The 20,076-nt window shown below is 69.7% G+C and carries 18 protein-coding genes; 15 read left to right on the top strand and 3 right to left on the bottom strand.

Annotated elements, in window-relative coordinates:
- Positions 1-616: DUF222 domain-containing protein (locus E3O62_RS09655; protein ID WP_134398353.1), on the top strand; the 616-nt coding region annotated here is incomplete at its 5' end.
- A 135-nt stretch (positions 617-751) separates the two neighbouring features.
- Here the strand turns inward: E3O62_RS09655 and E3O62_RS09660 are convergent.
- Entirely contained in the window at positions 752-1,588 is an 837-nt protein-coding gene (locus E3O62_RS09660; protein ID WP_134398354.1) for an SDR family NAD(P)-dependent oxidoreductase, read from the bottom strand.
- Positions 1,589-1,781: 193 nt separating this feature from the next.
- Between E3O62_RS09660 and E3O62_RS09665 the strand changes: the two genes are divergently transcribed.
- From E3O62_RS09665 to E3O62_RS09690, 6 genes are all read left to right on the top strand, one after another.
- Positions 1,782-2,654, top strand: coding sequence for an ABC transporter ATP-binding protein (locus E3O62_RS09665; RefSeq protein ID WP_198410559.1), 873 nt, complete (start codon positions 1,782-1,784; stop codon positions 2,652-2,654).
- A gap of 95 nt (positions 2,655-2,749) precedes the next feature.
- On the top strand, positions 2,750-3,808 hold the full coding sequence (locus tag E3O62_RS09670) for an aliphatic sulfonate ABC transporter substrate-binding protein (protein ID WP_134398355.1): 1,059 nt from the start codon (positions 2,750-2,752) through the stop codon (positions 3,806-3,808).
- Between the two features lie 85 nt (positions 3,809-3,893).
- Positions 3,894-4,790: an ABC transporter permease gene (locus E3O62_RS09675; protein WP_134398356.1), complete on the top strand. Its 897-nt coding sequence runs from the start codon at positions 3,894-3,896 to the stop codon at positions 4,788-4,790.
- The gene (gene acs / locus E3O62_RS09680) at positions 4,781-6,868 is read left to right on the top strand and encodes an acetate--CoA ligase (protein ID WP_241973409.1); all 2,088 of its coding nucleotides are present in this window, start codon (positions 4,781-4,783) and stop codon (positions 6,866-6,868) included. The genes E3O62_RS09675 and acs overlap by 10 nt, the downstream gene beginning before the upstream one ends.
- An 82-nt stretch (positions 6,869-6,950) precedes the next feature.
- Positions 6,951-7,517, top strand: a complete 567-nt coding sequence (locus E3O62_RS09685) for a hypothetical protein (protein ID WP_134398357.1) — start codon at positions 6,951-6,953, stop codon at positions 7,515-7,517.
- A 111-nt stretch (positions 7,518-7,628) separates the two neighbouring features.
- Positions 7,629-8,501 carry a 2,3-diphosphoglycerate-dependent phosphoglycerate mutase gene (locus tag E3O62_RS09690; RefSeq protein ID WP_241973410.1) on the top strand — a complete coding sequence of 291 codons (873 nt, stop codon included), beginning with the start codon at positions 7,629-7,631 and terminating at the stop codon, positions 8,499-8,501.
- Between the two features lie 66 nt (positions 8,502-8,567).
- Here E3O62_RS09690 and E3O62_RS09695 read toward each other — a convergent pair whose 3' ends face one another.
- Entirely contained in the window at positions 8,568-9,734 is a 1,167-nt protein-coding gene (locus E3O62_RS09695; RefSeq protein ID WP_134393680.1) for a glycerate kinase, read from the bottom strand.
- Between the two features lie 86 nt (positions 9,735-9,820).
- On the opposite strand from E3O62_RS09695, the gene E3O62_RS09700 reads away from it, so the two are divergent.
- A complete protein-coding gene (locus E3O62_RS09700; RefSeq protein ID WP_104170709.1) occupies positions 9,821-10,813 on the top strand; it encodes an LLM class F420-dependent oxidoreductase in 993 nt (330 codons plus the stop codon).
- Between the two features lie 73 nt (positions 10,814-10,886).
- Positions 10,887-12,125, top strand: a complete 1,239-nt coding sequence (locus E3O62_RS09705) for a class I SAM-dependent methyltransferase (RefSeq protein WP_134398358.1) — start codon at positions 10,887-10,889, stop codon at positions 12,123-12,125.
- 56 nt (positions 12,126-12,181) lie between these two features.
- Here E3O62_RS09705 and E3O62_RS09710 read toward each other — a convergent pair whose 3' ends face one another.
- The gene (locus E3O62_RS09710) at positions 12,182-12,562 is read right to left on the bottom strand and encodes a DUF1622 domain-containing protein (protein ID WP_134393682.1); all 381 of its coding nucleotides are present in this window, start codon (positions 12,560-12,562) and stop codon (positions 12,182-12,184) included.
- 413 nt (positions 12,563-12,975) lie between these two features.
- Between E3O62_RS09710 and E3O62_RS09715 the strand changes: the two genes are divergently transcribed.
- The 6 genes from E3O62_RS09715 (at position 12,976) to E3O62_RS09740 (ending at position 20,075) form a co-directional block, all read left to right on the top strand.
- Positions 12,976-14,373: a DUF6421 family protein gene (locus E3O62_RS09715; protein ID WP_134398359.1), complete on the top strand. Its 1,398-nt coding sequence runs from the start codon at positions 12,976-12,978 to the stop codon at positions 14,371-14,373.
- Complete coding sequence (locus tag E3O62_RS09720) at positions 14,366-15,037, top strand: SDR family oxidoreductase (protein ID WP_134398360.1); 672 nt, start codon at positions 14,366-14,368, stop codon at positions 15,035-15,037. Before E3O62_RS09715 ends, E3O62_RS09720 begins: the two co-directional genes overlap by 8 nt.
- A 58-nt stretch (positions 15,038-15,095) precedes the next feature.
- On the top strand, positions 15,096-15,980 hold the full coding sequence (locus tag E3O62_RS09725) for an ABC transporter ATP-binding protein (RefSeq protein ID WP_134398361.1): 885 nt from the start codon (positions 15,096-15,098) through the stop codon (positions 15,978-15,980).
- The gene (locus E3O62_RS09730; protein ID WP_370448390.1) at positions 15,977-17,134 is read left to right on the top strand and encodes an ABC transporter permease; all 1,158 of its coding nucleotides are present in this window, start codon (positions 15,977-15,979) and stop codon (positions 17,132-17,134) included. Before E3O62_RS09725 ends, E3O62_RS09730 begins: the two co-directional genes overlap by 4 nt.
- Before the next feature lie 164 nt (positions 17,135-17,298).
- On the top strand, positions 17,299-18,387 hold the full coding sequence (locus tag E3O62_RS09735; protein WP_134398362.1) for a low specificity L-threonine aldolase: 1,089 nt from the start codon (positions 17,299-17,301) through the stop codon (positions 18,385-18,387).
- Positions 18,384-20,075 carry a long-chain-fatty-acid--CoA ligase gene (locus E3O62_RS09740; protein WP_134398363.1) on the top strand — a complete coding sequence of 564 codons (1,692 nt, stop codon included), beginning with the start codon at positions 18,384-18,386 and terminating at the stop codon, positions 20,073-20,075. Before E3O62_RS09735 ends, E3O62_RS09740 begins: the two co-directional genes overlap by 4 nt.
- Position 20,076: the final 1 nt, after the last annotated feature.

Consider the following 20,076-nt stretch of genomic DNA (forward strand, 5'->3'; position numbering starts at 1 on the left):
GAACGGGCTCTTCGCCCCCGAAGACGGCGAGTTCGTGCTCTCCACCTTCGACTCCATCACCAGCCCCCGCCGCGGCGGAGTGCGGTTCGTCGACCCGGACCGCGCAGCCTGGGCCCAAAAAATGCAGGACGACCCGCGCAGCACCGAGCAGATCAACGCGGACTCCCTCGTGCAACTGCTGACGATCGCCGGCGAAGCCGACCCCGGCCGGGTCTTCGGCGGCCGCCGCCCGGCGGTGCGCGTGATCGTGACCGAGAAAGCCCTCACAGCCGAACCCGGCGAGCCGGGTGCCGCCGAACCCGCCGCTCACGGGCAGATCGAAGGCAACCCGGTCCCCATCTCGCAGGAAACCATCGACCGGTTGCTCTGCGACACCGGCACCCGCGGCATCAAGTTCGACGACATCGGCCAAATCATCAACGTCGGCCGTGACGAACGACTCTTCACCGAGCACCAGCGCGNCTCACAGACAGCGGAGACACCAACCTCGCCGACGGAACACTGCTCTGCCACCCGCACCACATACTGCTACACAACCAGCACTGGAAGATCACCCGTACCGGAACGCAATACTGGCTCCGGCCACCGGTGGAGAACGACCCGGAACAGACACTGATCGCACTGCCGAGCAAGCGGGTGGGGCTGTAGGGCGTGGCTCTCGTCCCGGGTCTTGACAGGCTCGACCAGCGTCGTGGGAACCTCGGGAGGGCGGGTCGCCGCGTCTCGACAGGCTCGACCACCGGGGCTCGATTCAGGGGCGGCCGGTGAACTCGTCCATGGAGCCGTAGACGCCGAAGACGCGGCCGGCCACCACGTCCCAGAGGGGCTGAGGCAGCACTCCGCGGACAACCTTTGAGAGCTCGACCGTCCACGGCATGGTGAGCATGGGCTTGCCCGCGAGCATCGCCCGCCAAACCCGCTCGACCACATATTCCGGCGTCATGACGGGCGTCAGCAGCGGACCGCGGGCACCCTCGAACATCCCGGTCGAAATGTAGCTGGGGCAGACGGTCGTGACCTTGACGTGCCCGAACCGTTGTTGCTTGAGCTCCAGACGCAGCGAGTCACCCCACCCGATCAGGGCCGCCTTCGACGCCGCATAGACGCTCATCCGGGGGTTCGAGAGCATCCCGGCCGCCGACGCGATGTTCACGATGCGCGACGCACGACCGCGATTCGCCATCATCGCCGGAAGGAACTCCCGGGCGATGTACATCGGGGCGAGCGCGTTGATCTGCATGGTCGGCCGCGTGTCCGCGCCGTTGTCGTGCTCCCAGAAGAAGGCTCCGCGCACGATGCCGGCATTGTTGATCACTATGTCCGGGTCGCCGACCTCCGTGCGCACCCGCTGGGCGGTCTGAGCGATCGCGCCGAGGTCGGCGATGTCCACGACATACGGGACAATGAGCGTGCCCTCGCCGGCCCGATCGCCGAGGATGCCGACCACACGGGTCAGCGCCCCGGCGTCCCGGTCCCAGAGGATCACGGCCTTCGCGCCCTCGGCGACGGCCCGCTCGGCATAGAGGCGGCCCATGCCGCTGGCGGCACCGGTAATGAGCACACGGGCTCCGGAAACGGTTCGAGTCATGGCCCCATCATCCCAAGAAGAAGCGCCGCGTGTTACGTCGGGTTGCGGCCGGCCCAGCAGCATCCGTCTGCCCTCGGCTAACGTCAAGCAACTCTTCCCCTCCCGCGACCGAAAGCCGCCCATGCCGCACCGCGCCGCATCACACGAGACGTCCGCCGATCCGGCGTCCGTGCGCGGCGCGGCGTCCAGAACCATGGCCAGAACCACGACCACGACCACGACCGGAAACTCGGCCTTCACGGTCGAGTTCGAGGCGATCGGCCGCACGTTCGCCCCCGCCACGACCCGCGGGGCCACCGCCCTACCCCCGGTGCTCCGCGACGTTTCCCTCACGGTGGGGCCCGGCGAGGTGCTGGCGATCCTGGGCACGAGCGGATGCGGCAAGTCCACTTTGCTCCGCATCGCGGGCGGCCTCGACTCCCCGACCACCGGCCAGGTGAGAATCGACGGCTCGCCCGTCGCCGGCATCGACCCACGCTGCGCGGTCGGATTTCAGGAGCCGCGCCTGCTGCCCTGGCGCACCGTCACCGAGAACGTCGCACTGGGACTGCCCCGCGGCACCCCGCGGGCCGCCGCCCGCGCCCGCGTCGCCGAGCTGATCGAGCTGGTCGGTCTGGCCGCGTTCGCCGGCCACCGCCCCCAGGCCATCTCCGGTGGGATGGCTCAGCGTGCCTCCCTCGCCCGGGCGTTGGCCCGCAACCCGGGCGTTCTACTGCTCGACGAACCGTTCGGTGCTCTCGACGCGCTCACCCGCCTGAAGATGCAGGACCTTCTGCTCGACGTGCACGCCCAGGCGCCGACGACGGTCCTCCTGGTCACGCACGACGTCGACGAGGCGCTGCAATTGGCCGACCGGATCATCCTGCTCGGCCGGTCCGGCAACGACACCCGCGCCGGCGCGACCATCGTGCAGGAACTCACCGTTCCCGGGGCCCGCCCCCGCGACCGCGGCTCGGCGGAACTCGCCGAACTGCGCGGACGACTGCTCGCCGGGCTCGGCATCGACCGCCACGGCGAGGCACGCGGGCTCGCCGCGACCTCTACCATCCCGGCCTTCCCCTACTGACTTTTCTGCCTCACCACTGCACCGCCGCACTGCTTTCACCACCGCTACCCCACTCCGGGCGCCGCATCCGCTGCCCAATCAACTGAGAGATCCCGATGACACAGCACCGCTCCACCACACGAATCGCGCTCCTTGCCGTCGCAACCGCCGCCGCCCTGCTGCTCACCGGCTGCGTCGCGGGTGAAAACCAGCCGGTCGCCAAGCCGGCCGAGGCCGCCGCAGCGGGTGAGACCACCGTCACCACCGGCGGCACCCTCAACATCGACTTCGCCACCTACAACCCGCTCAGCCTGGTGATCAAGGACCAGGGTTGGCTCGAGGATGCCCTCAGCGACCAGGACATCACCGTGAACTGGGTGCAGTCGGCCGGCTCCAACAAGGCCAACGAGGCACTGCGCGCCAATGCCATCGACGTGGGTTCCACCGCCGGCTCGGCCGCGCTGCTGTTCCGCTCGAACGGCTCGCCGATCCAGGTCATCGACATCTTCTCGCAGCCCGAGTGGGCGGCCCTCGTCGTTCCCGGCGACTCCGCGATCACCGACGTCGCCGATCTCAAGGGCAAGCAGATCGCCGCGACCAAGGGCACCGACCCCTACTTCTTCCTGCTCCAGTCCCTGGAGGAGGCCGGGCTCACCCTCGAGGACGTGACCGTGCAGAACCTGCAGCACGCCGACGGCTGGGCTGCCCTCCAGAACGGCTCGGTCGACGCCTGGGCCGGACTCGACCCGATCATGGCCGGTGCCGAGGCTGCCGGCGCGGAGCTGCTCTACCGCAACGTCGACTTCAACAGCTACGGGTTCCTCAACGCCACCGAAAGCTTTCTGACCGAGAAGCCCGATGTGGCCCAGACCGTCGTCGACGTCTACGAGCACGCCCGCACCTGGGCGCTGGAAAACCCCAACCAGACCGCCGAGATCCTGGCCGGCGTCTCGGGCCTCGACCTCGCCGTGGCCACCACGGTGATCACCGAGCGCTCCAACCTCGACGTGGACAACGTGCCCGGCAAGGCCCAGCTCACGGTGCTGAAAAAGATCGGCCCGACCTTCGTCGCCGCCGGTGACGTGGCAGCGCAGAGCCAGATCGACGACGCCCTCGACACGATCGTCAATGACAGCTTCGCCACGAAGGCCGACCCGTCGGTCGTCACGGAGTAGTCAGGAAACACCGTAGCGCCGTCCGGGGCGGGCAACCGCCCCGGACACCCGCACCACCAGCACCACCCACCGAGAGGACGCGACCATGACCGAGACTGTGCCCCGCACGCTGCCCCGCACGTCGGCCCGGACCGTGCCCGACGCCACCGCCGCTGCCGCTGCATCCGCTGCATCCGCTGCATCCGCCACCGCCGCCGGTACGGCGCGTGCGCCGCGCCGGCCGCTCGCCTCGCGCGGCTGGATCGCCCTCGGCGGCGGAGCGGTCTTGCCGGTCCTGATCCTCGCGGCCTGGCAGCTCACCACCGCGCTCGGCGTGTTCACGATGGCCCAACTGCCCTCCCCCGTGATGGTCTGGCAGGCGGGCGTCGACCTGTTCGCGAGCGGGCTGCTCGGCCAATACGCGGCGATCTCCACCCAGCGGGTGCTCATCGGTTTCGCCGTCGGCGCGGCCCTGGGCATCGCCCTGGGAGCCCTGGTCGGTCTGTCCCGGGCCGCCGATGCACTGTTCGCCCCTACCCTCGGCGCCATCCGGGCGGTGCCGTCGCTCGCCTGGGTTCCCCTGCTCATCCTCTGGCTGAAGATCGGCGAGGAGTCCAAGCTCACCCTGATCGCCATCGGCGCCTTCTTCCCCGTTTACACGACCGTGTCGGCGGCGCTGCGGCACGTCGACCGTCAGCTCGTGGAGGCGGGCCGCGCGTTCGGCCTGCACGGGGTGCGACTGTTCACGGCCGTGCAGCTGCCCGCGGTGATCCCCGCCGTGGTCTCCGGGCTGCGGCTGGCTCTGGCCCAGGCCTGGCTGTTCCTCGTGGCCGCCGAGCTGATCGCCTCCTCGATGGGGCTGGGCTTCCTGCTGATCGACTCGCAGAACAACGGCCGCATCGACCGCATCCTGCTCGCGATCATCCTGCTCGCCATCCTCGGCAAGCTGACGGATGCCGCCGTTGGCCTCTTCGAGCGCTGGGCGAACCGCAAATGGGCCTGACGCCGATGCCGGCCCCGCTCGATCCGGCGAGCGCCACCATCCGTAATCTCCTGACCGAAACCCGGCGCTACCCGGCCCCGGCCGCCTTCGCGGCGCAGGCCAACGTCGACGCCACCTGGTGGGACCGGGCCGCCGCCGATCCAATCGCGTTCTGGGCCGAGCAGGCCAACCGCCTCGACTGGGCCGAGCCGTGGCACACCGACCACACCTGGCAGCCGGCCAGGGCGGACGCCGACGGCGTGCTCTCCATTCCCCGCGCCGAGTGGTTCGCGGGCGGCAAGCTCAACGTGGCCGTCAACTGCGTCGACCGGCACGTGGCCGCCGGCAAAGGCGACAAGGTCGCCTTCCACTTCGAGGGAGAGCCCGGCGACCGCCGAACGATCACCTATGCCGAACTCGAACGCGCGGTGAACCGCGCCGCCAACACGCTTACCGACCTCGGCATCGTGCCTGGCGACCGGGTCGTGCTCTACCTGCCGGTGATCCTCGAAACCATCATCATCACCCTCGCCATCGCGCGCCTCGGCGCCGTGCACTCGCTCGTCTTCGGCGGCTTCTCTGCCGAGGCGCTGCGGTTCCGGATCGAGGACACCGGCGCGAAGCTGCTCGTGACCACCGACGGCCAGTTCCGCCGGGGTCAGGCCGTGCCGGTCAAGGCCGCGGCCGACGAGGCCGTCGCGGGCGTGGACTCGATCGAGCACGTGCTCGTGGTGCGCCGCACCGGCGACCTGACCCCCGACATCCCCTTCACGCCGGGCCGGGATGTCTGGTGGCACGACAGCGTCGACCTCGCCTCCCCCGTGCACGAACCCGCGTACTTCGACGCGGAGACCCCGCTGTTCATCATCTACACGTCGGGCACGACGGGTACTCCGAAGGGGCTCGTGCACACCAGCGGCGGGTACCTCACGCACACCTCCTGGAGCCACTGGGCCGTCTTCGACGTCAAGGACGACGACGTGCACTGGTGCACGGCCGACCTGGCCTGGGTCACCGCTCACAGCTATGTGCACTACGGGCCGCTCTCCAACGGCACCACCTCGGTGATCTACGAGGGAACGCCGAATACCCCGCATCCGGGCCGGCACCTCGAGATCATCGAGCGCTACGGGGTGACCACCTATTACACGGCGCCGACACTCATCCGCACGTTGATGACGTGGTTCCCGGAGGGGCTGCCGAGCGAGTTCGACCTGTCCAGCATCCGTCTGCTCGGGTCGGTCGGCGAGGCCATCAACCCGGAGGCCTGGGTGTGGTTCCGCGAGAACATCGGCGCCGGCAGCGCCCCCATTGTGGACACCTGGTGGCAGTCTGAGACCGGCGCCGCCGTGATGGCGCCGCTACCGGGCGTCAGCACGCTCAAGCCCGGATCAGCCCTGCGCGCCCTGCCGGGCCTGACGACCCACATCGTCGACGACCACGGCCGGCCGGTGCCGTTCGGCTCCGGCGGCTACCTCGTGATCGAGGGCACCTGGCCAGGCATGGCTCGCACCGTCTGGGGCGACCCCGAGCGCTACCGCGACTCCTACTGGGCCCGGTTCGCGAAGCAGGGCTTCTTCTTCTGCGGCGACGGCGCGAAATACGACGACGACGGTGACATCTGGCTCCTCGGCCGCGTCGACGACGTCATCAACGTGTCCGGGCACCGCTTGTCGACGATCGAGATTGAGTCGGCGCTCGTCGCACATCCGCTGGTCGGCGAGGCCGGCGTCGTCGGCGTGACGGATGCGAGAACGGGCGAGGCCATCGCGGCCTTCGTGATCCCGGCCGCGGCACCGCACCCCACCAGCGGTTCCGGCGAGTGCGGCAACCTGGGCGACCCCGCGGTCTGGCTGGCCGCCCGGGATACCCTCGAGCCGCTGCTGCGCGCGCACGTCACGCAGGCCATCGGGGTCGTCGCCCGGCCGCAGGAGGTGTTCGTTGTGCCTGACCTGCCCAAGACCCGCTCGGGCAAGATCATGCGCCGCCTCCTCGGCGATATCGTGGCCGGTCGTGCGCTCGGCGACGTGACTGCGCTCCAGGACGACTCGGTTCCGGGCCGCATCGCCGTGATCGTGGCGGCCGCGCGGCAGCGCTGAGCGCACGGTTCCAGCACCTACCCAGCGACGGGTGGAATCGTAAGGACCAACGCCCCAGACCACCGAGCCAGAGGAGCACACCATGGGATTCTTCGACCGCCTCTTCGGAACCGAGCCCCAGCAGCCGGAACAGCAGCGACGCGCGGCCGCACCGCAGCGCACCGACGACGAGATCGCCGTCGATCGCTATCAGTACCTACTGCGCACGGCACCGCCCGAGACGATCGAGCAGGTGCACGCGGAGGCCTTCAGCAAACTGAACGATGAGCAACGCGACCTGCTGTTCCGCCAGCTAAGCGAGAACGCCGACGCCAGCGAGCGCCCGGCGAACGCCGAACCGGCAACACTGGCCCAGGCGGCCACCCGGTCGGAGCTGCGCCAGCCCGGCACCCTCACCCGCGCCTTCGGCAACCAGGGTCAGGGCGGGCAGGGTCAGGGCGGGCCGAGCTTCGGCAGCATGGTCGGCAGCTCCCTGCTCGGCACCGTGGCGGGCTACGTCATCGCGTCGACGCTGATGAGCGCCTTCCTGCCCATGGACTCCGGCGGCGCGGATGCCTCGGGCGACTCGGGCGCTGATTCCGGCGGCGACGCGGGTTCCGGCGGCGACGCGGGTTCCGGCGGTGACTTCGGCGGCGACTTCGGCTTCTAGGCCGTCCCACTGCCGCGCGTGCGCCCAATCTGCCCCCTTGGCGCCGCCGCAGAGACACATTGAGCGCACGCGCGGCTGGGTTTCACCGGCGGCGGGACTGTAATCTGAGGGGTGTCGGCGGACGACGCCGTGACTCCCGGGCTGCGGCATCCGTCGCCGCGCAGGCGAGATCGAACAGGGCTGGTTGCCGTGCGTGAAGCGGGGGTGTTGATCGTGCTGCGGCACGGCGAGAGCACCGCGAACGCCGCCGGGCTGTTCACGGGCGTACTGGATGCGCCGCTGTCGGAGCAGGGAATCCGCGAAGCCTCTGGGGCCACCGCCCTGCTGAACGCGGCACTGCCCCTCGACGTGCCGCGGGTCGACGCGCTGCCCCACCTCGCAGCACCTGTCACCCTGTTCACCTCGACCCTGGCGCGCGCCCGGCAGACCGCCGCGATCGTCGCCGCCGGTCTGGCCCGCCCGCCGGTCGGCTGCGACGCCGATTGGCGATTGAACGAACGCAATTACGGCGCGCTGACCGGCCGTTCCAAAGACGATGTGCGCGCCGAGTTCGGCGAGGAACAGTTCGTGGCCTGGCGCCGCTCGGTCGCCGAGGCCCCGCCCGCCATGGGCGACCTGCTCTACGACGAGTTCGCCGGCACCGCCCTGTTCCGCGCGCTGCCGACGGCCGCACTGACCCGCACCGAGGCGCTCAGCGACGTCATCACCCGAGTGGATGCCTTCCTCACCGAGCGCGTCGACCCGCTTCTCGCCCGCGGCGAGACCGTGCTCGTGGTGGCCCACGGCAACTCCCTGCGGGCTCTGTGCGCGGTGATCGACGGCCTGTCCGACGGGCAGATCCGCGACCTGAACCTGCCCACCGGACAGCCGTTGGTCTACCGTTTCGACGCCCGGGGGCGTTCCGTGCCGTTCGGCGGCCGCTACCTCGACTCCGTCACCGCGCTGGCGGCCGCCCTCACCCTCGCGAATGAGGGCGGTACCTGACGATCTCGGGCGCGTGATCTCGGGCGTGTGGTCTCGAGCCGGTCGTGACGTTCCGGCGCCCCTCGCCTAGCTTGTCTGCGCCCCGCGGGCCGCCCCGGCCGACAGCCCGAGGGCAAGGACACGGCACACCGTGGCGGCGGCCCGTTCGAGGTTCGCCGGGCCATCCGTCAGTGCCTGCGGGAGGTCGCTGACCTCCTGAACGATCGGTACCAGCGCGGCGAAGCCCTGGTCATAGAGCACCTCGGACCCGGGCCCGACCCGGCCCGCGAACGCGATCACGGGCACACCGTTGCGCGCGGCAGCCTCGGCCACGCCGAGCGGGGTCTTGCCGTGCAGGGTCTGCCCGTCGATGCTGCCCTCACCGGTGAAAACGAAGTCGGCCCCGCTCAGGCGACGCTCGAGGAGAGCGGCCTCCATGACCACCTCGACGCCGCGCCGCATGCGGGAGTCGAAGCAGGCGAGGAAGGCCGCGCCGAGCCCGCCGGCCGCGCCGGCGCCGGGCAGCTCCGCCACGGAACGCCCGGAATCCGCGGTCAGCACCCGCGCGAAGACCGTGAGGGCCTCCTCGAGGTCCCGCACGGCCTGCGGATCGGCGCCTTTCTGCGGGCCGAAGACGGCGGTGGCGCCCCCCGGACCGAGCAGCGGATTGGCGACATCGCTCGCGATCTCGAACGACGCGGACCGCGCCCGCGGGTCGAATCCTTCCAGGTCGATCCGGCAGAGCCGCGCAAGCGCCGCTCCCCCGCAGTCCAGGTCACGTTCGGCGGAATCGAACAGACGAGCGCCAAGGGCGTGGAGCATGCCAGCCCCTCCGTCGTTGGTCACCGAGCCACCCAGCCCGATCACGAACCGGCTCGCACCGCGGTCCAGCGCGTCGGTGATGAGCTGCCCGACGCCGAACGTGCTGGCGGTGCGCGCGTCCCGGTCGGCTGCGGCGACGAGATGGATGCCGGCCGCCGCCGCAACCTCGATGATCGCCAGCTGCTCGGCGGCCACATAGCCGTAGGCGGCCCGCACCGGGCGTCCGCGGGCATCCTGAACCTCGGTCTCCACGATCTCTCCGCCACAGGCGGCAACCATCGCGTTCACGGTGCCCTCGCCGCCGTCGGCCATCGGCACCCGCACGCACTCGGCGCCGGGGAAGACGGAACGGATGCCGCGCTCCAGGGCCGTGGCGGCCTCGGCGGCCGACATGGATTCCTTGAACGAGTCGGGGGCCAGAACGAACTTCATGGTGTTGATCTTCCCGGTCCCGGGCACCAGCTGCAACTGCAGGGCGCAGGACGCAGCATCCGCTGCCCCCGCGTAGGCTCGAAACCATGCGATTCGGACTCTTCATACCTCAAGGCTGGCGTCACGACCTGGTCGACATCGATCCCGTCGAACAGTGGGCGACCATGAGCGGCCTCGCCGCGCACGCCGACGCCGGCGAGTGGGAGTCGATCTGGGTGTACGACCACTTCCACACCGTGCCGGTGCCGAGCGAGGAGGCCACCCACGAAGCCTGGACGCTGATGAGCGCGTTCGCCGCCACCACGACGCGGGTGCGCCTCGGCCAGATGTGCACCTGCATCAGCTACCGCAACCCGGCCTACCTCGCGAAGGTCGCCTCGACCATCGACATCATCTCCGGCGGACGCGTCGAAATGGGCATCGGCGCCGGCTGGTACGAGCACGAATGGCGTGCTTACGGCTATGGCTTCCCGCGTGCCGGCGAGCGCCTCGCACGCCTCGACGAGGGCGTGCAGATCATGCGCCAGGCCTGGGCCACCGGAAAGGCCACCCTCGACGGGCAGCACTACCAGGTGGACGGCGCCATCGTGCGGCCGCTACCGCTGCAGGACGGAGGCATCCCGGTCTGGATCGCCGGCGGCGGCGAGAAGGTCACCCTCAAGATCGCGGCGAAGTACGCGAACTACACGAACTTCGACGGCTCCCCCGAGGGTTTCTCGCACAAGAGCGAGCTGCTCGAGGCGCACTGCATGGCGGAAGGCACCGATTTCGGCGCGATCACCCGCTCGGCGAACTACAACACCGTGATCGCGGCGACGGAGGCCGAGGTCGCCGACCGTCTCGACGCCATCGAGGCCCGGGTCACCCCCTACCTCGGATCGGAGGGCGCGGCGGCATTCATGGCCGAGTATCGCAGCGGCGAGGCGCAGGGCGTCGGCACGCCGGAACAGGTCGTCGAGCGCCTGAACGGCATGAAGGCACGCGGCCTCGGCTACGCCATCCACTACTTCCCGGAGGCCGCCTACGACCGCTCGGGTCTGGAACTCTTCGAACGCGAGGTCATGCCCGCGTTGCGCTGATCGGGCGGCACCCCACGCTCTCCCGCCGGCCCCGGCGCGCCCACCCCACCCCACCCGCGCAAGGATGGTACCCATGACCAGCACGAACACGGCGACCGCGCCCGCCCGCATCACCTGGGCGGAGGCCGGGCGGACCCGGTCGGCCCTCTGGCACTCGGAGAGCGGTTGGGCGCCGCCGGAACGCGTCGTCATCGCCGACGACACAATGACCGCGGATGCCGCCTACCGGCACGCGAAGGCCGGCACCGGCATGCTCTGGCGCGGAGACTTCCTGGGCGCCCGCCAGTTGCTCAGCGCCCTCGCCCGCCGCATCGACCACGCCCGGCACGCGCCCGCCACCGACCTGGCCGCCGCTTTCCGGCACTACCGCTCCGAGGCGCTGCGCCGCTCCCGGCTGCTCGGTCTGGTGCTCGTGCCGCTCGACGCCGACTACACCGTTCCGCTCCGCCGCGCGCCCGACGTGCGGCGCGCCTGCACCGAGACCTACGGCCCGGCGACGGATGCCTCGGTCACCGCCCTGCGCGAGCTCCTCGGCGTCATCGGGGCGCACGAGTGGCGCACGACCGGCGTCGACGTGCCCGCGCTCGGCGCCCGCATCCACCCGCACTACGGGGTGTTCTCGCCCGTGCGCGGCGAATACCTCGACCTGGTGAACACGGCCCCGCTGCCGGCAGCGTGGGCCGGAGGTTCTGCGGCTGAGGCCGGCTCGATCGCCGGGGCCGCCACCGCGTTCGACATCGGCACGGGCACCGGGGTGCTCGCTGCGGTGCTGGCGCGGCGCGGCATCCGTCACGTGGTCGGCACCGACCAGGAGCCACGGGCGCTGGCCTGCGCGCGCGCGAACATCGGGCGGCTCGGGCTGGCCGGTGCGGTCGAGATCATCAAGGCCGACCTGTTCCCCGGCGGCCGCGCCGACCTCGTGGTCTGCAACCCGCCGTGGATTCCCGCGTCCGCCGTCACCGCCACCGACTTCGCCGTCTACGACCCCGACAGCCGGATGCTGCGGGGCTTCCTGGCCGGGCTGGCCGACCACCTCGAGGCGGCCGGGGAGGGCTGGCTCGTGCTCTCCGACATCGCCGAGCACCTCGGGTTGCGCTCCCGCGGCGAACTCCTCGACCTGATCGAGGACGCGGGCCTCGAGGTCGTCGCCCGCCTGGACGCCAAACCCGTGCACGGCCGCGCCGCCGACGCATCCGATCCCCTGCACGCCGCGCGGTCGAAGGAAGTGACCTCGCTTTGGCGGTTGCGGGCCGTCTCGCCGCCGGCCCAGTCGACTGCCGATGCCCCCGAAGCGTCTGACGCCGTTCGGTGAACCGTCAGGTTTGAGAGGTGCGCGGCGGCCCACCCTCGAACGTGTCGTTTCGAGCGCTACTCGAGGTTCGGCGTACCGCCCCTGTTCGTGGCGAGGCGCCAGCGGGACCAGGGCCAGATGCCGTCCATCTCCACCTCAAGCGAGAAGCTGAGCAGCACCCGGATGACCACGATCGCGCCGAGCACCAGCACGCTCTGCGGGGTCGGATCCACCAGAATCGTTCGGATGATATCCGCGATGATCAGTACTTCGAGCCCGAGCAGGATGGCCCGGCCCAGATTGCGGCGCAACTTCTCATAGGCCCGCTGCCGGGTGTCGGCCCGCAGCGCGGTCGGCACCGCAGCGATCATCGCGGCCGCTCCGCCGAGCACCATGATGGCTGCACCGGCCGCCTCGACGACCCGCACGACCGCCGAGATCACCTCGTCAAAGCTCATCGGCGGCGCTCCTCGCTGCATGGTTGCTGCATGGTCGCCTCGACGATAGCGCAGGCCACCCCCCGCGGTCGAGCCATCCGGTGGTCGCGCCAGCTGGCGCTCGCGCACCGCCCTCTCGCGCCGCTGAGACCGAAAGCGCCGTATGCGCTCACAATCACCGGCGGAAGGGGGGCACGCGGCACAATGGGCGATTCTCGGAGAGTGACCGGAACAACGCTTACTCTCAACGGGAACGGGGGGTTTCGACGACCGGAGGGCCGGAACACGGCGATTCGTTGCGAGATATGGCAAGAAAACGCCCGCACCCTCCCGCTACTCTGGATCGTGGCGCCGAATGGCACCACCGGCACCACCCAGCACCACCACGTACGACCCCGCCGCGACCGCGGCACTCACGAAGGACGGAGGTTCCCATGTCGAATTACGTTGCACACGCTGCACTGGTCGGTGAGCCCGAGGTTCTCGAGGACGCCGTCGCCGCCGCCGACCCGGCCACAAGCCCGGCCTGGCTCCGGCTCAAGTCCGCGGCCACCGCGCTGCAGGCCAGCCAGGCGCAGGACGGCTCCATCCCCGTCGCCGCCGTCCACGCGGATGCCGCGGCGCACGTCGACGTGATCGCCGCCGCTATCGATGAGCTCGCCCCGCTGTTCCCGCACGACGCCGCCTACCTCGCGGCCGTCAACCGGGACTTCACCCGCTGGAGCACCGAGGGCTTCGGCGTGCCAGACTTCTTCGACTCCCTGATGGCGTTCCAGCCGCAGCAGCAGCGGGCCGACGGCATCCGTCACCTGGTCGTGTTCCCGATGTACACGCAGAACGGCAGCGCGAACCGCTTCGTCGAGGCCGTGCTGATCGAGGTGATCTGGCCGGAATTCATCGACGAGCTCGAGCAGGAGTACACGAACAAGCTGTTCGTGCCGATCCGCTTCCTCGATTTCACGCCCGGCTACGACACCAACTCGGCCGTTTTGTTCCCCGAGACCGTCGCCATGCGGCAGATCCCCACCTTTACCTGGGGTGCGATCTTCGCCGACCGCGAAGCTGCCCGGTTCCGCCGGGTCGTGCGCGCGGCCGCCGAGATCACCCGTCTCGAACTGCCCGCCGATGCGGCGGCGCTGCTCGACGACCAGCACCTGACCGAGGAAACCTTCGTCATGTGGGACCTCATCCACGACCGCACGCACATGCGCGGCGACCTTCCGTTCGACCCGTTCATGATCAAGCAGCGGATGCCGTTCTTCCTCTACTCCCTGGAGGAACTGCGCTGCGACCTGACCGCGTTCCGCGAATCGGTCACGATCGAACGCGACGAGAACGCCAGCCCGGAAGCACGCCGGCACGCGAAACTCGTGCAGTACGCCGTGATCTTCGACCGGATCTTCCGATTCTCGATCAGCGGTACCCGGGTGCGCAACTACGACGGGCTGGGCGGGCAGCTGCTCTTCGCATGGATGCACCAGCACCACGTGCTGCACTGGACCGACACCCGGCTCACCTTCGACTGGGAAGCCGTGCCCGACGTGGTCATCGCGCTGGGCAAGCGAATCGACGACCTCTACTGGGCGTCGATCGACCGGCCGAAGAAGGCCCACTGGCTGGCCGCCTACGACATGATCGCGGAGACGCTCACGCCGAACCCGGCGTCGCAGTGGGCTCGCGGCCTGCCGCTGGACGTGCTTGCCGGCGCACCGAAGGGCTACACCGACCTCGTCCTGGACGACGAGTTCCCGCTGTCGATGTTCTTCGAGGCGCTCGACAAGAAGATGAAGCCCGTGATCGAGTCGACGGCCGGGCTCACCGGGCGTGACTGATACCGCAGGCAGGACCGTCGCTGGTCGCACCGTTCTCATCGCCGGTGCGACCAGCGCGGCCGGCCGCGCCGTGGCCACCGCGCTGACGGATGCCGGCGCGCACGTGATCGCGGTCGGCACCAACGCCGAGCGCCTGCACAGCTTCCGCGCCGAGGTTCCCGGTGCCGCAACCTACGTCTGCGACCTCGGCGACTTCGCCCAGGTCACGGCCCTGGCCGACGCCGTGCACGGCGAGCACGGTCCGATCGACGGCCTGATCCACCTGGTCGGCGGCTGGCGCGGCGGCGGTGGACTGGCCGGCCAGTCCGACGGGGACTGGGATTTCCTGCACGCGCACGTCGTCGCCACACTGCGCAACACCACCCGCGCGTTCAACGACGACCTGCTGGCGTCTTCGGCCGGGCGTCTGGCGATCGTGTCGTCGGTGTCGGTCGACAAGCCGGCCCCGGGCGGCGCGAACTACGCCGCCGCGAAGGCCGCCGCCGAAATCTGGACCCGCGCGGTCGGCCAGGGCTTTGCGAAGGCAGGCACGGATGCCGCGGCGGTCATTTTTGTCGTGCGTGCCCTCGCTGGGCTGGAAACCGAACTTGCGAGCGCGGTGGTCGGTCTGTGGGACGCGTCGGCGGCATCCGTCAACTCTTCTCGCGTGCTTTTAGCCCCCTGAACCCGACGGCGGCATCCCGCGGCGCGCTAGCGTGGAACCAGGCTACGGAGGGGTGGGCATGCTCGACATCAGGACCATAAACAAGCGTTATGGCACCCGGCAGGTGCTGACCGACGTGAGTTTCGTCGTCGAGAGCGGACGCCTGACCGGCTTCGTCGGCGCGAACGGCGCCGGCAAGACGACCACCATGCGGATCATCCTGGGGGTGCTGTCGGCCGACTCCGGCACCGTGCTGCAAGACGGCGTTCCGCTGACCAGCGACGACCGCCGCCGCTTCGGCTACATGCCGGAGGAGCGCGGCCTCTACCCGAAGATGAAGGTGGGCGAGCATCTCGTCTACCTGGCCCGCCTGCACGGGTTGGGCCCGGCATCCGCCCGCCGCAACACCGCCGAGTTGCTCGACCGGCTCGGCCTCGGCGAGCGGGCCGGTGACCTGGTGCAGTCTCTCTCGCTCGGTAACCAGCAGCGCGCCCAGATCGCGGCCGCGCTCGTGCACGACCCGGAGTTCCTCGTGCTCGACGAACCGTTCTCCGGCCTTGACCCGCTCGCGGTGGAAGTGGTCATGAGCGTGCTCTCCGACTTCGCCGCCCAGGGCGCGCCGGTACTGTTCTCCTCGCACCAGCTCGACATCGTCGAGCGCCTCTGCGACGACGTCGTCATCATCGCCGACGGTGAGATCCGGGCCAACGGCCCCCGAGAGCGGCTGCGCGAGGAGCACAGCAGCCCCCGGTTCGAACTACGCACCGCCGCCGACGCGGAGTGGATCCACGCCGTGCCCGGCATCTCCGTGCTCGACCTCTCCGAGGGTGTCGCCGTGTTCGAGGCCGAAACGGATGCCGCCAGCCAGGCCGTTCTGCGCCAGGCCCTCACCCGGGCCCCGGTGACACAGTTCAGCCAGCAGCGGCCCAGCCTCGCCACCATCTTCAAGGAAATCGTGCAGTGAGCACCATCGGGAACGACCGCGCCGGCACGCCACACATCGAACGCCCGCAGGTTCGCCCCCGGTATCCGGCGCCGAGCTTCGCCCGGAGTGTGTGGCTTGTCGCGACCCGCGAGATCATGGCCCGGCTGCGCAGCAAGGCCTTCCTGATCTCGACCGGCATCCTGTTGCTCATCTCGATCGGTTCCGTCGTCGCCGGTAGCATTGCGAGTCAGAACCTGACCATGCCGAAGGTGGCCGTCGTGGGTTCCGCCGCTCAGGTCGTCGAGCAGACCGAGTCGTTCACGATGGTGAAGGCCGACGACGTCGGCGCTGCCGAGTCCCTGGTGCGGAACGGCACCGTCTCCGCGGCGGTCGTTCCGTCCACAAGGGCGGATGCCCTGCTCGGCGTGCGCGTCATCGCCCTCGACTCCCCGCCGGTGGGTGTGCTCGCGGCCCTGAGCGTCACCCCCGCGGTGAGCCTGCTCGAGCCGACTTCGCGGCAAAGCGGTGGCCTGGTCTACCTCGTCTCCCTGGGCTTCGGGCTGGTCTTCTTCATGTCGGCGATCACGTTCGGCTCGACCATCGCGCAGAGCGTCGTCGAGGAGAAGCAGACCCGGGTCGTCGAGATCCTGATGACCACCATCCCGGTGCGCGCCCTGCTCGGCGGCAAGGTGGTGGGCAACAGCATCATGGCCTTCGGGCAGATCGTAGCGATCGGCCTGCTGGTCGCGATCGGCATGGCCACGACCGGCCAGTTCGGGTTGCTGGGCACCGTGGGGCCGTCGATCGTCTGGTTCGCCGTGTTCTTCGCGTTCGGCTTCGTCATGCTTGCGGCGCTGTTCGCCGCGACCGCGTCGATGGTCTCCCGCCAGGAAGACGTGGGCTCGGCCACCTCGCCCGTGCTGTTCCTCGTGATGATTCCCTATTTCCTGGTGATCTTCTTCAATGACAACCCCACCGTGCTCGCCGTCATGTCCTACATCCCGTTCTCGGCCCCGGTCGGCATGCCGATGCGCATCTTCCTCGGCACGGCCGCCTGGTGGGAGCCGCTTCTCTCGCTGGCCATCCTGCTCGCCTCGACGGCCGTGGTGATCCTGCTGGGCTCCCGCATCTACTCGAACTCCCTGCTGCGGATGGGCGCCCGCGTCACGTTGCGCCAGGCCCTGCGCGGCTGACCTGCCGTCCCGCCAACCCGATCCCGGCCCCGAACCTGAACTCTGCCCCGAACCAATTCGACGGTGATTTTGCTCCCACGGGCCGGTTTCGACCCGAAATCGCCGTTACAACGCAAAATCTCCGTCGAATTCGCACACCGAGCGCACAGAAGCGGAGCAGACGGATGCGCGAAGATGGAGGGGTGACTCAACTCCATGACCTTTCTTCGCGCGGGTTCGCCTCCGACAACTACTCCGGGGTGCACCCCGAGATTCTCGAGGCGATCGTCGCCGCCAACGGCGCGCACCAGATCGCCTACGGCGAAGACGTCTATACCGCCCGGCTGCAGCAGGTCTTCACCGAACACTTCGGCGCGGGCGTCGAGGCCTTCCCGGTCTTCAACGGCACCGGCGCCAATGTGATCGGCCTGCAGTCGATGCTGCCGCGCTGGGGCGCCGTGATCTGTGCATCCACCGCTCATATCAACACGGATGAGGCGGGCGCCCCCGAAAAGGTGGCCGGCATCAAGCTCCTCACCGTCGACACCCCCGATGGCAAACTCACCCCCGCACTGATCGACCAGCAGGCCTGGGGCTGGGGCGACGAACACCGCGCCCAGCCGCTCGTGGTGTCGATCACCCAGACCACCGAGCTCGGCACCGCGTACACGGTCGACGAGGTGCGGGCCATCGCCGACCACGCACACGCCCACGGCATGAAGCTGCACATGGACGGCGCCCGCCTGTCCAACGCCGCCACCTCGCTGGGCCTGCCATTCCGCACCTTCACCCGTGACGCCGGCGTCGACGTGCTCAGCTTCGGCGGCACCAAGAACGGCATGATGTACGGCGAGTGCGTCGTGGTCCTGAACCCTGAGGCATCCGCGGGACTGCTCTACCTGCGCAAACTGAACATGCAGCTGGCCTCGAAGATGCGCTTCATCTCGGCCCAGCTGATCGCGCTGCTCGGCGGCGACCTCTGGCAGCGAAACGCCGGCCACGCCAACGCCATGGCCACACGGATGCGCCACGCCCTTGAGGCCGGCATCGCCGCCGGCGAGATCGAGGGCTTGTCGTTCACCCAGAACACCCAGGCCAACGCGATCTTCGCGATCCTGCCCCCCGGGGTGGCCGATCGCCTGCGCGGACACTTCCGGTTCTACGATTGGGACCCCGCGACCAACGAGGTGCGCTGGATGTGCGGCTTCGACACCGAGGAGGCCGACATCGACGCATTCGTCGCGGCCCTGATCAGAGAGCTGGCCGCCCGATGAACGTCTTCGAGAATAAACCCTGGCTCGGCTCCTACGCCCCCGGCGTTCCGAGTACCATCCAGGAACCGACCGACACGCTCTGCGACATGATCGAGACCTCGGCGCGCCGGTTCGGCTCCAGCGTGGCCCTCGACTTCTTCGGCGCCACCACCACCTACGCCGAGCTCGGCGAGCAGATCTCTCGGGCCGCAAACGGCCTCCTGCGCCTCGGCGTCAAACCCGGCGACCGGGTGGCCCTTGTGCTGCCGAACTGCCCCCAGCACGTGGTGGCCTTCTACGCCGTGCTGCGCCTGGGCGCGATCGTCGTCGAGCACAACCCGCTCTACACCGAACGCGAACTCCGGCACCAGTTCGAAGACCACGGCGCCCGCGTCGCCATCGTCTGGGACAAGATCTACCAAACCGTCACCGATTTCCCCGCCGATTTGGGCCTGCGCACCGTGATCGCGGTGAACCTGACGGAGGCGATGCCGCTCGCCAAACGGCTCCTGCTCAAGCTGCCGATCGCCAAAGCCCGCGAGTCGCGAGACGCCCTGACCTCGGGCCCGCTGGGCAAGGATGCCTTCACCTGGTCCGGCATCGTCGGCTCACGCAAGCTGCGCCCCGGCCACCCGCGCCCGAAGGTCACCGACACCGCCGCGCTCCAATACACCAGCGGCACCACCGGCACCCCGAAGGGTGCGATCCTCAGCCACTTCAACCTGCGCTCGAACGCCCTGCAGGGCGAGGCCTGGGTGCAGGGGCTGCGGCCCGGCGAGGAGGTCTTCTACGCGGTCCTGCCCATGTTCCACGCCTACGGCCTGACCCTCTGCCTGACGTTCGCGATGGCCACCGGCGCCCGGCTCGTGCTGTTCCCCAAGTTCGACGAGGGACTGCTGCTCGATGCGGCCCAACGCACCCCACCCACATTCATGCCGGCCGTGCCGCCGATCTACGACCGGCTCGTGAAGGCGGCGGCGGCGAAGAATGTAAGCCTGCGCAGCATCCGTTACGCCATCTCGGGCGCGATGAGCCTGCCGGTGTCGATCGTGGAACGCTGGGAGGCCGCCACCGGCGGGCTGTTGGTCGAGGGCTACGGCATGACCGAGGCCTCGCCGATCGCCGTCGGCAACCCGATGGGCCCGAGCCGGCGCCCCGGCACGGTGGGCGTGCCGTTCCCGAGTACCGAGATCCGCGTGGTGGACCCGGACGACCCGACCGTGAACCGCGGTATCGAAGAGGAAGGTGAGCTACTCATCCGTGGCCCCCAGGTCTTCTCCGGCTACTGGGACCAGCCGACCGAGACCGCCAAGACGCTTCTCGACGGAGGCTGGCTTCGCACCGGCGACATCGTCCGCGTCTCCTCCGACGGCTTCGTGACGGTCGTCGACCGTATCAAAGAACTCATCATCACCGGCGGCTTCAATGTGGCGCCCTCCGAGGTCGAGGCCGCTCTCTTGTCGCATCCGGATGTCGCCGACGCCGCCGTCGTCGGGCTGCCGAGCGCAAACGGCGGCGAAGACGTCGCCGCCGCGGTCGTGTTGGCGGCGGGGGCCACCCTGGACGTCGACGCCATCCGCACGTATTGCCGCACCCGGCTCTCCGCCTACAAGGTGCCCCGCACCATCGTGGAGGTCGACGAGCTGCCCCGGTCGCTGATCGGCAAGGTGCTGCGCCGCGAGGTGCGAGCCGGCTTGATCAAGGAGTAGC

It is taken from the genome of Cryobacterium sp. TMT2-15-1 (assembly GCF_004402345.1).
Taxonomy (GTDB): Bacteria; Actinomycetota; Actinomycetes; order Actinomycetales; family Microbacteriaceae; genus Cryobacterium; species Cryobacterium sandaracinum.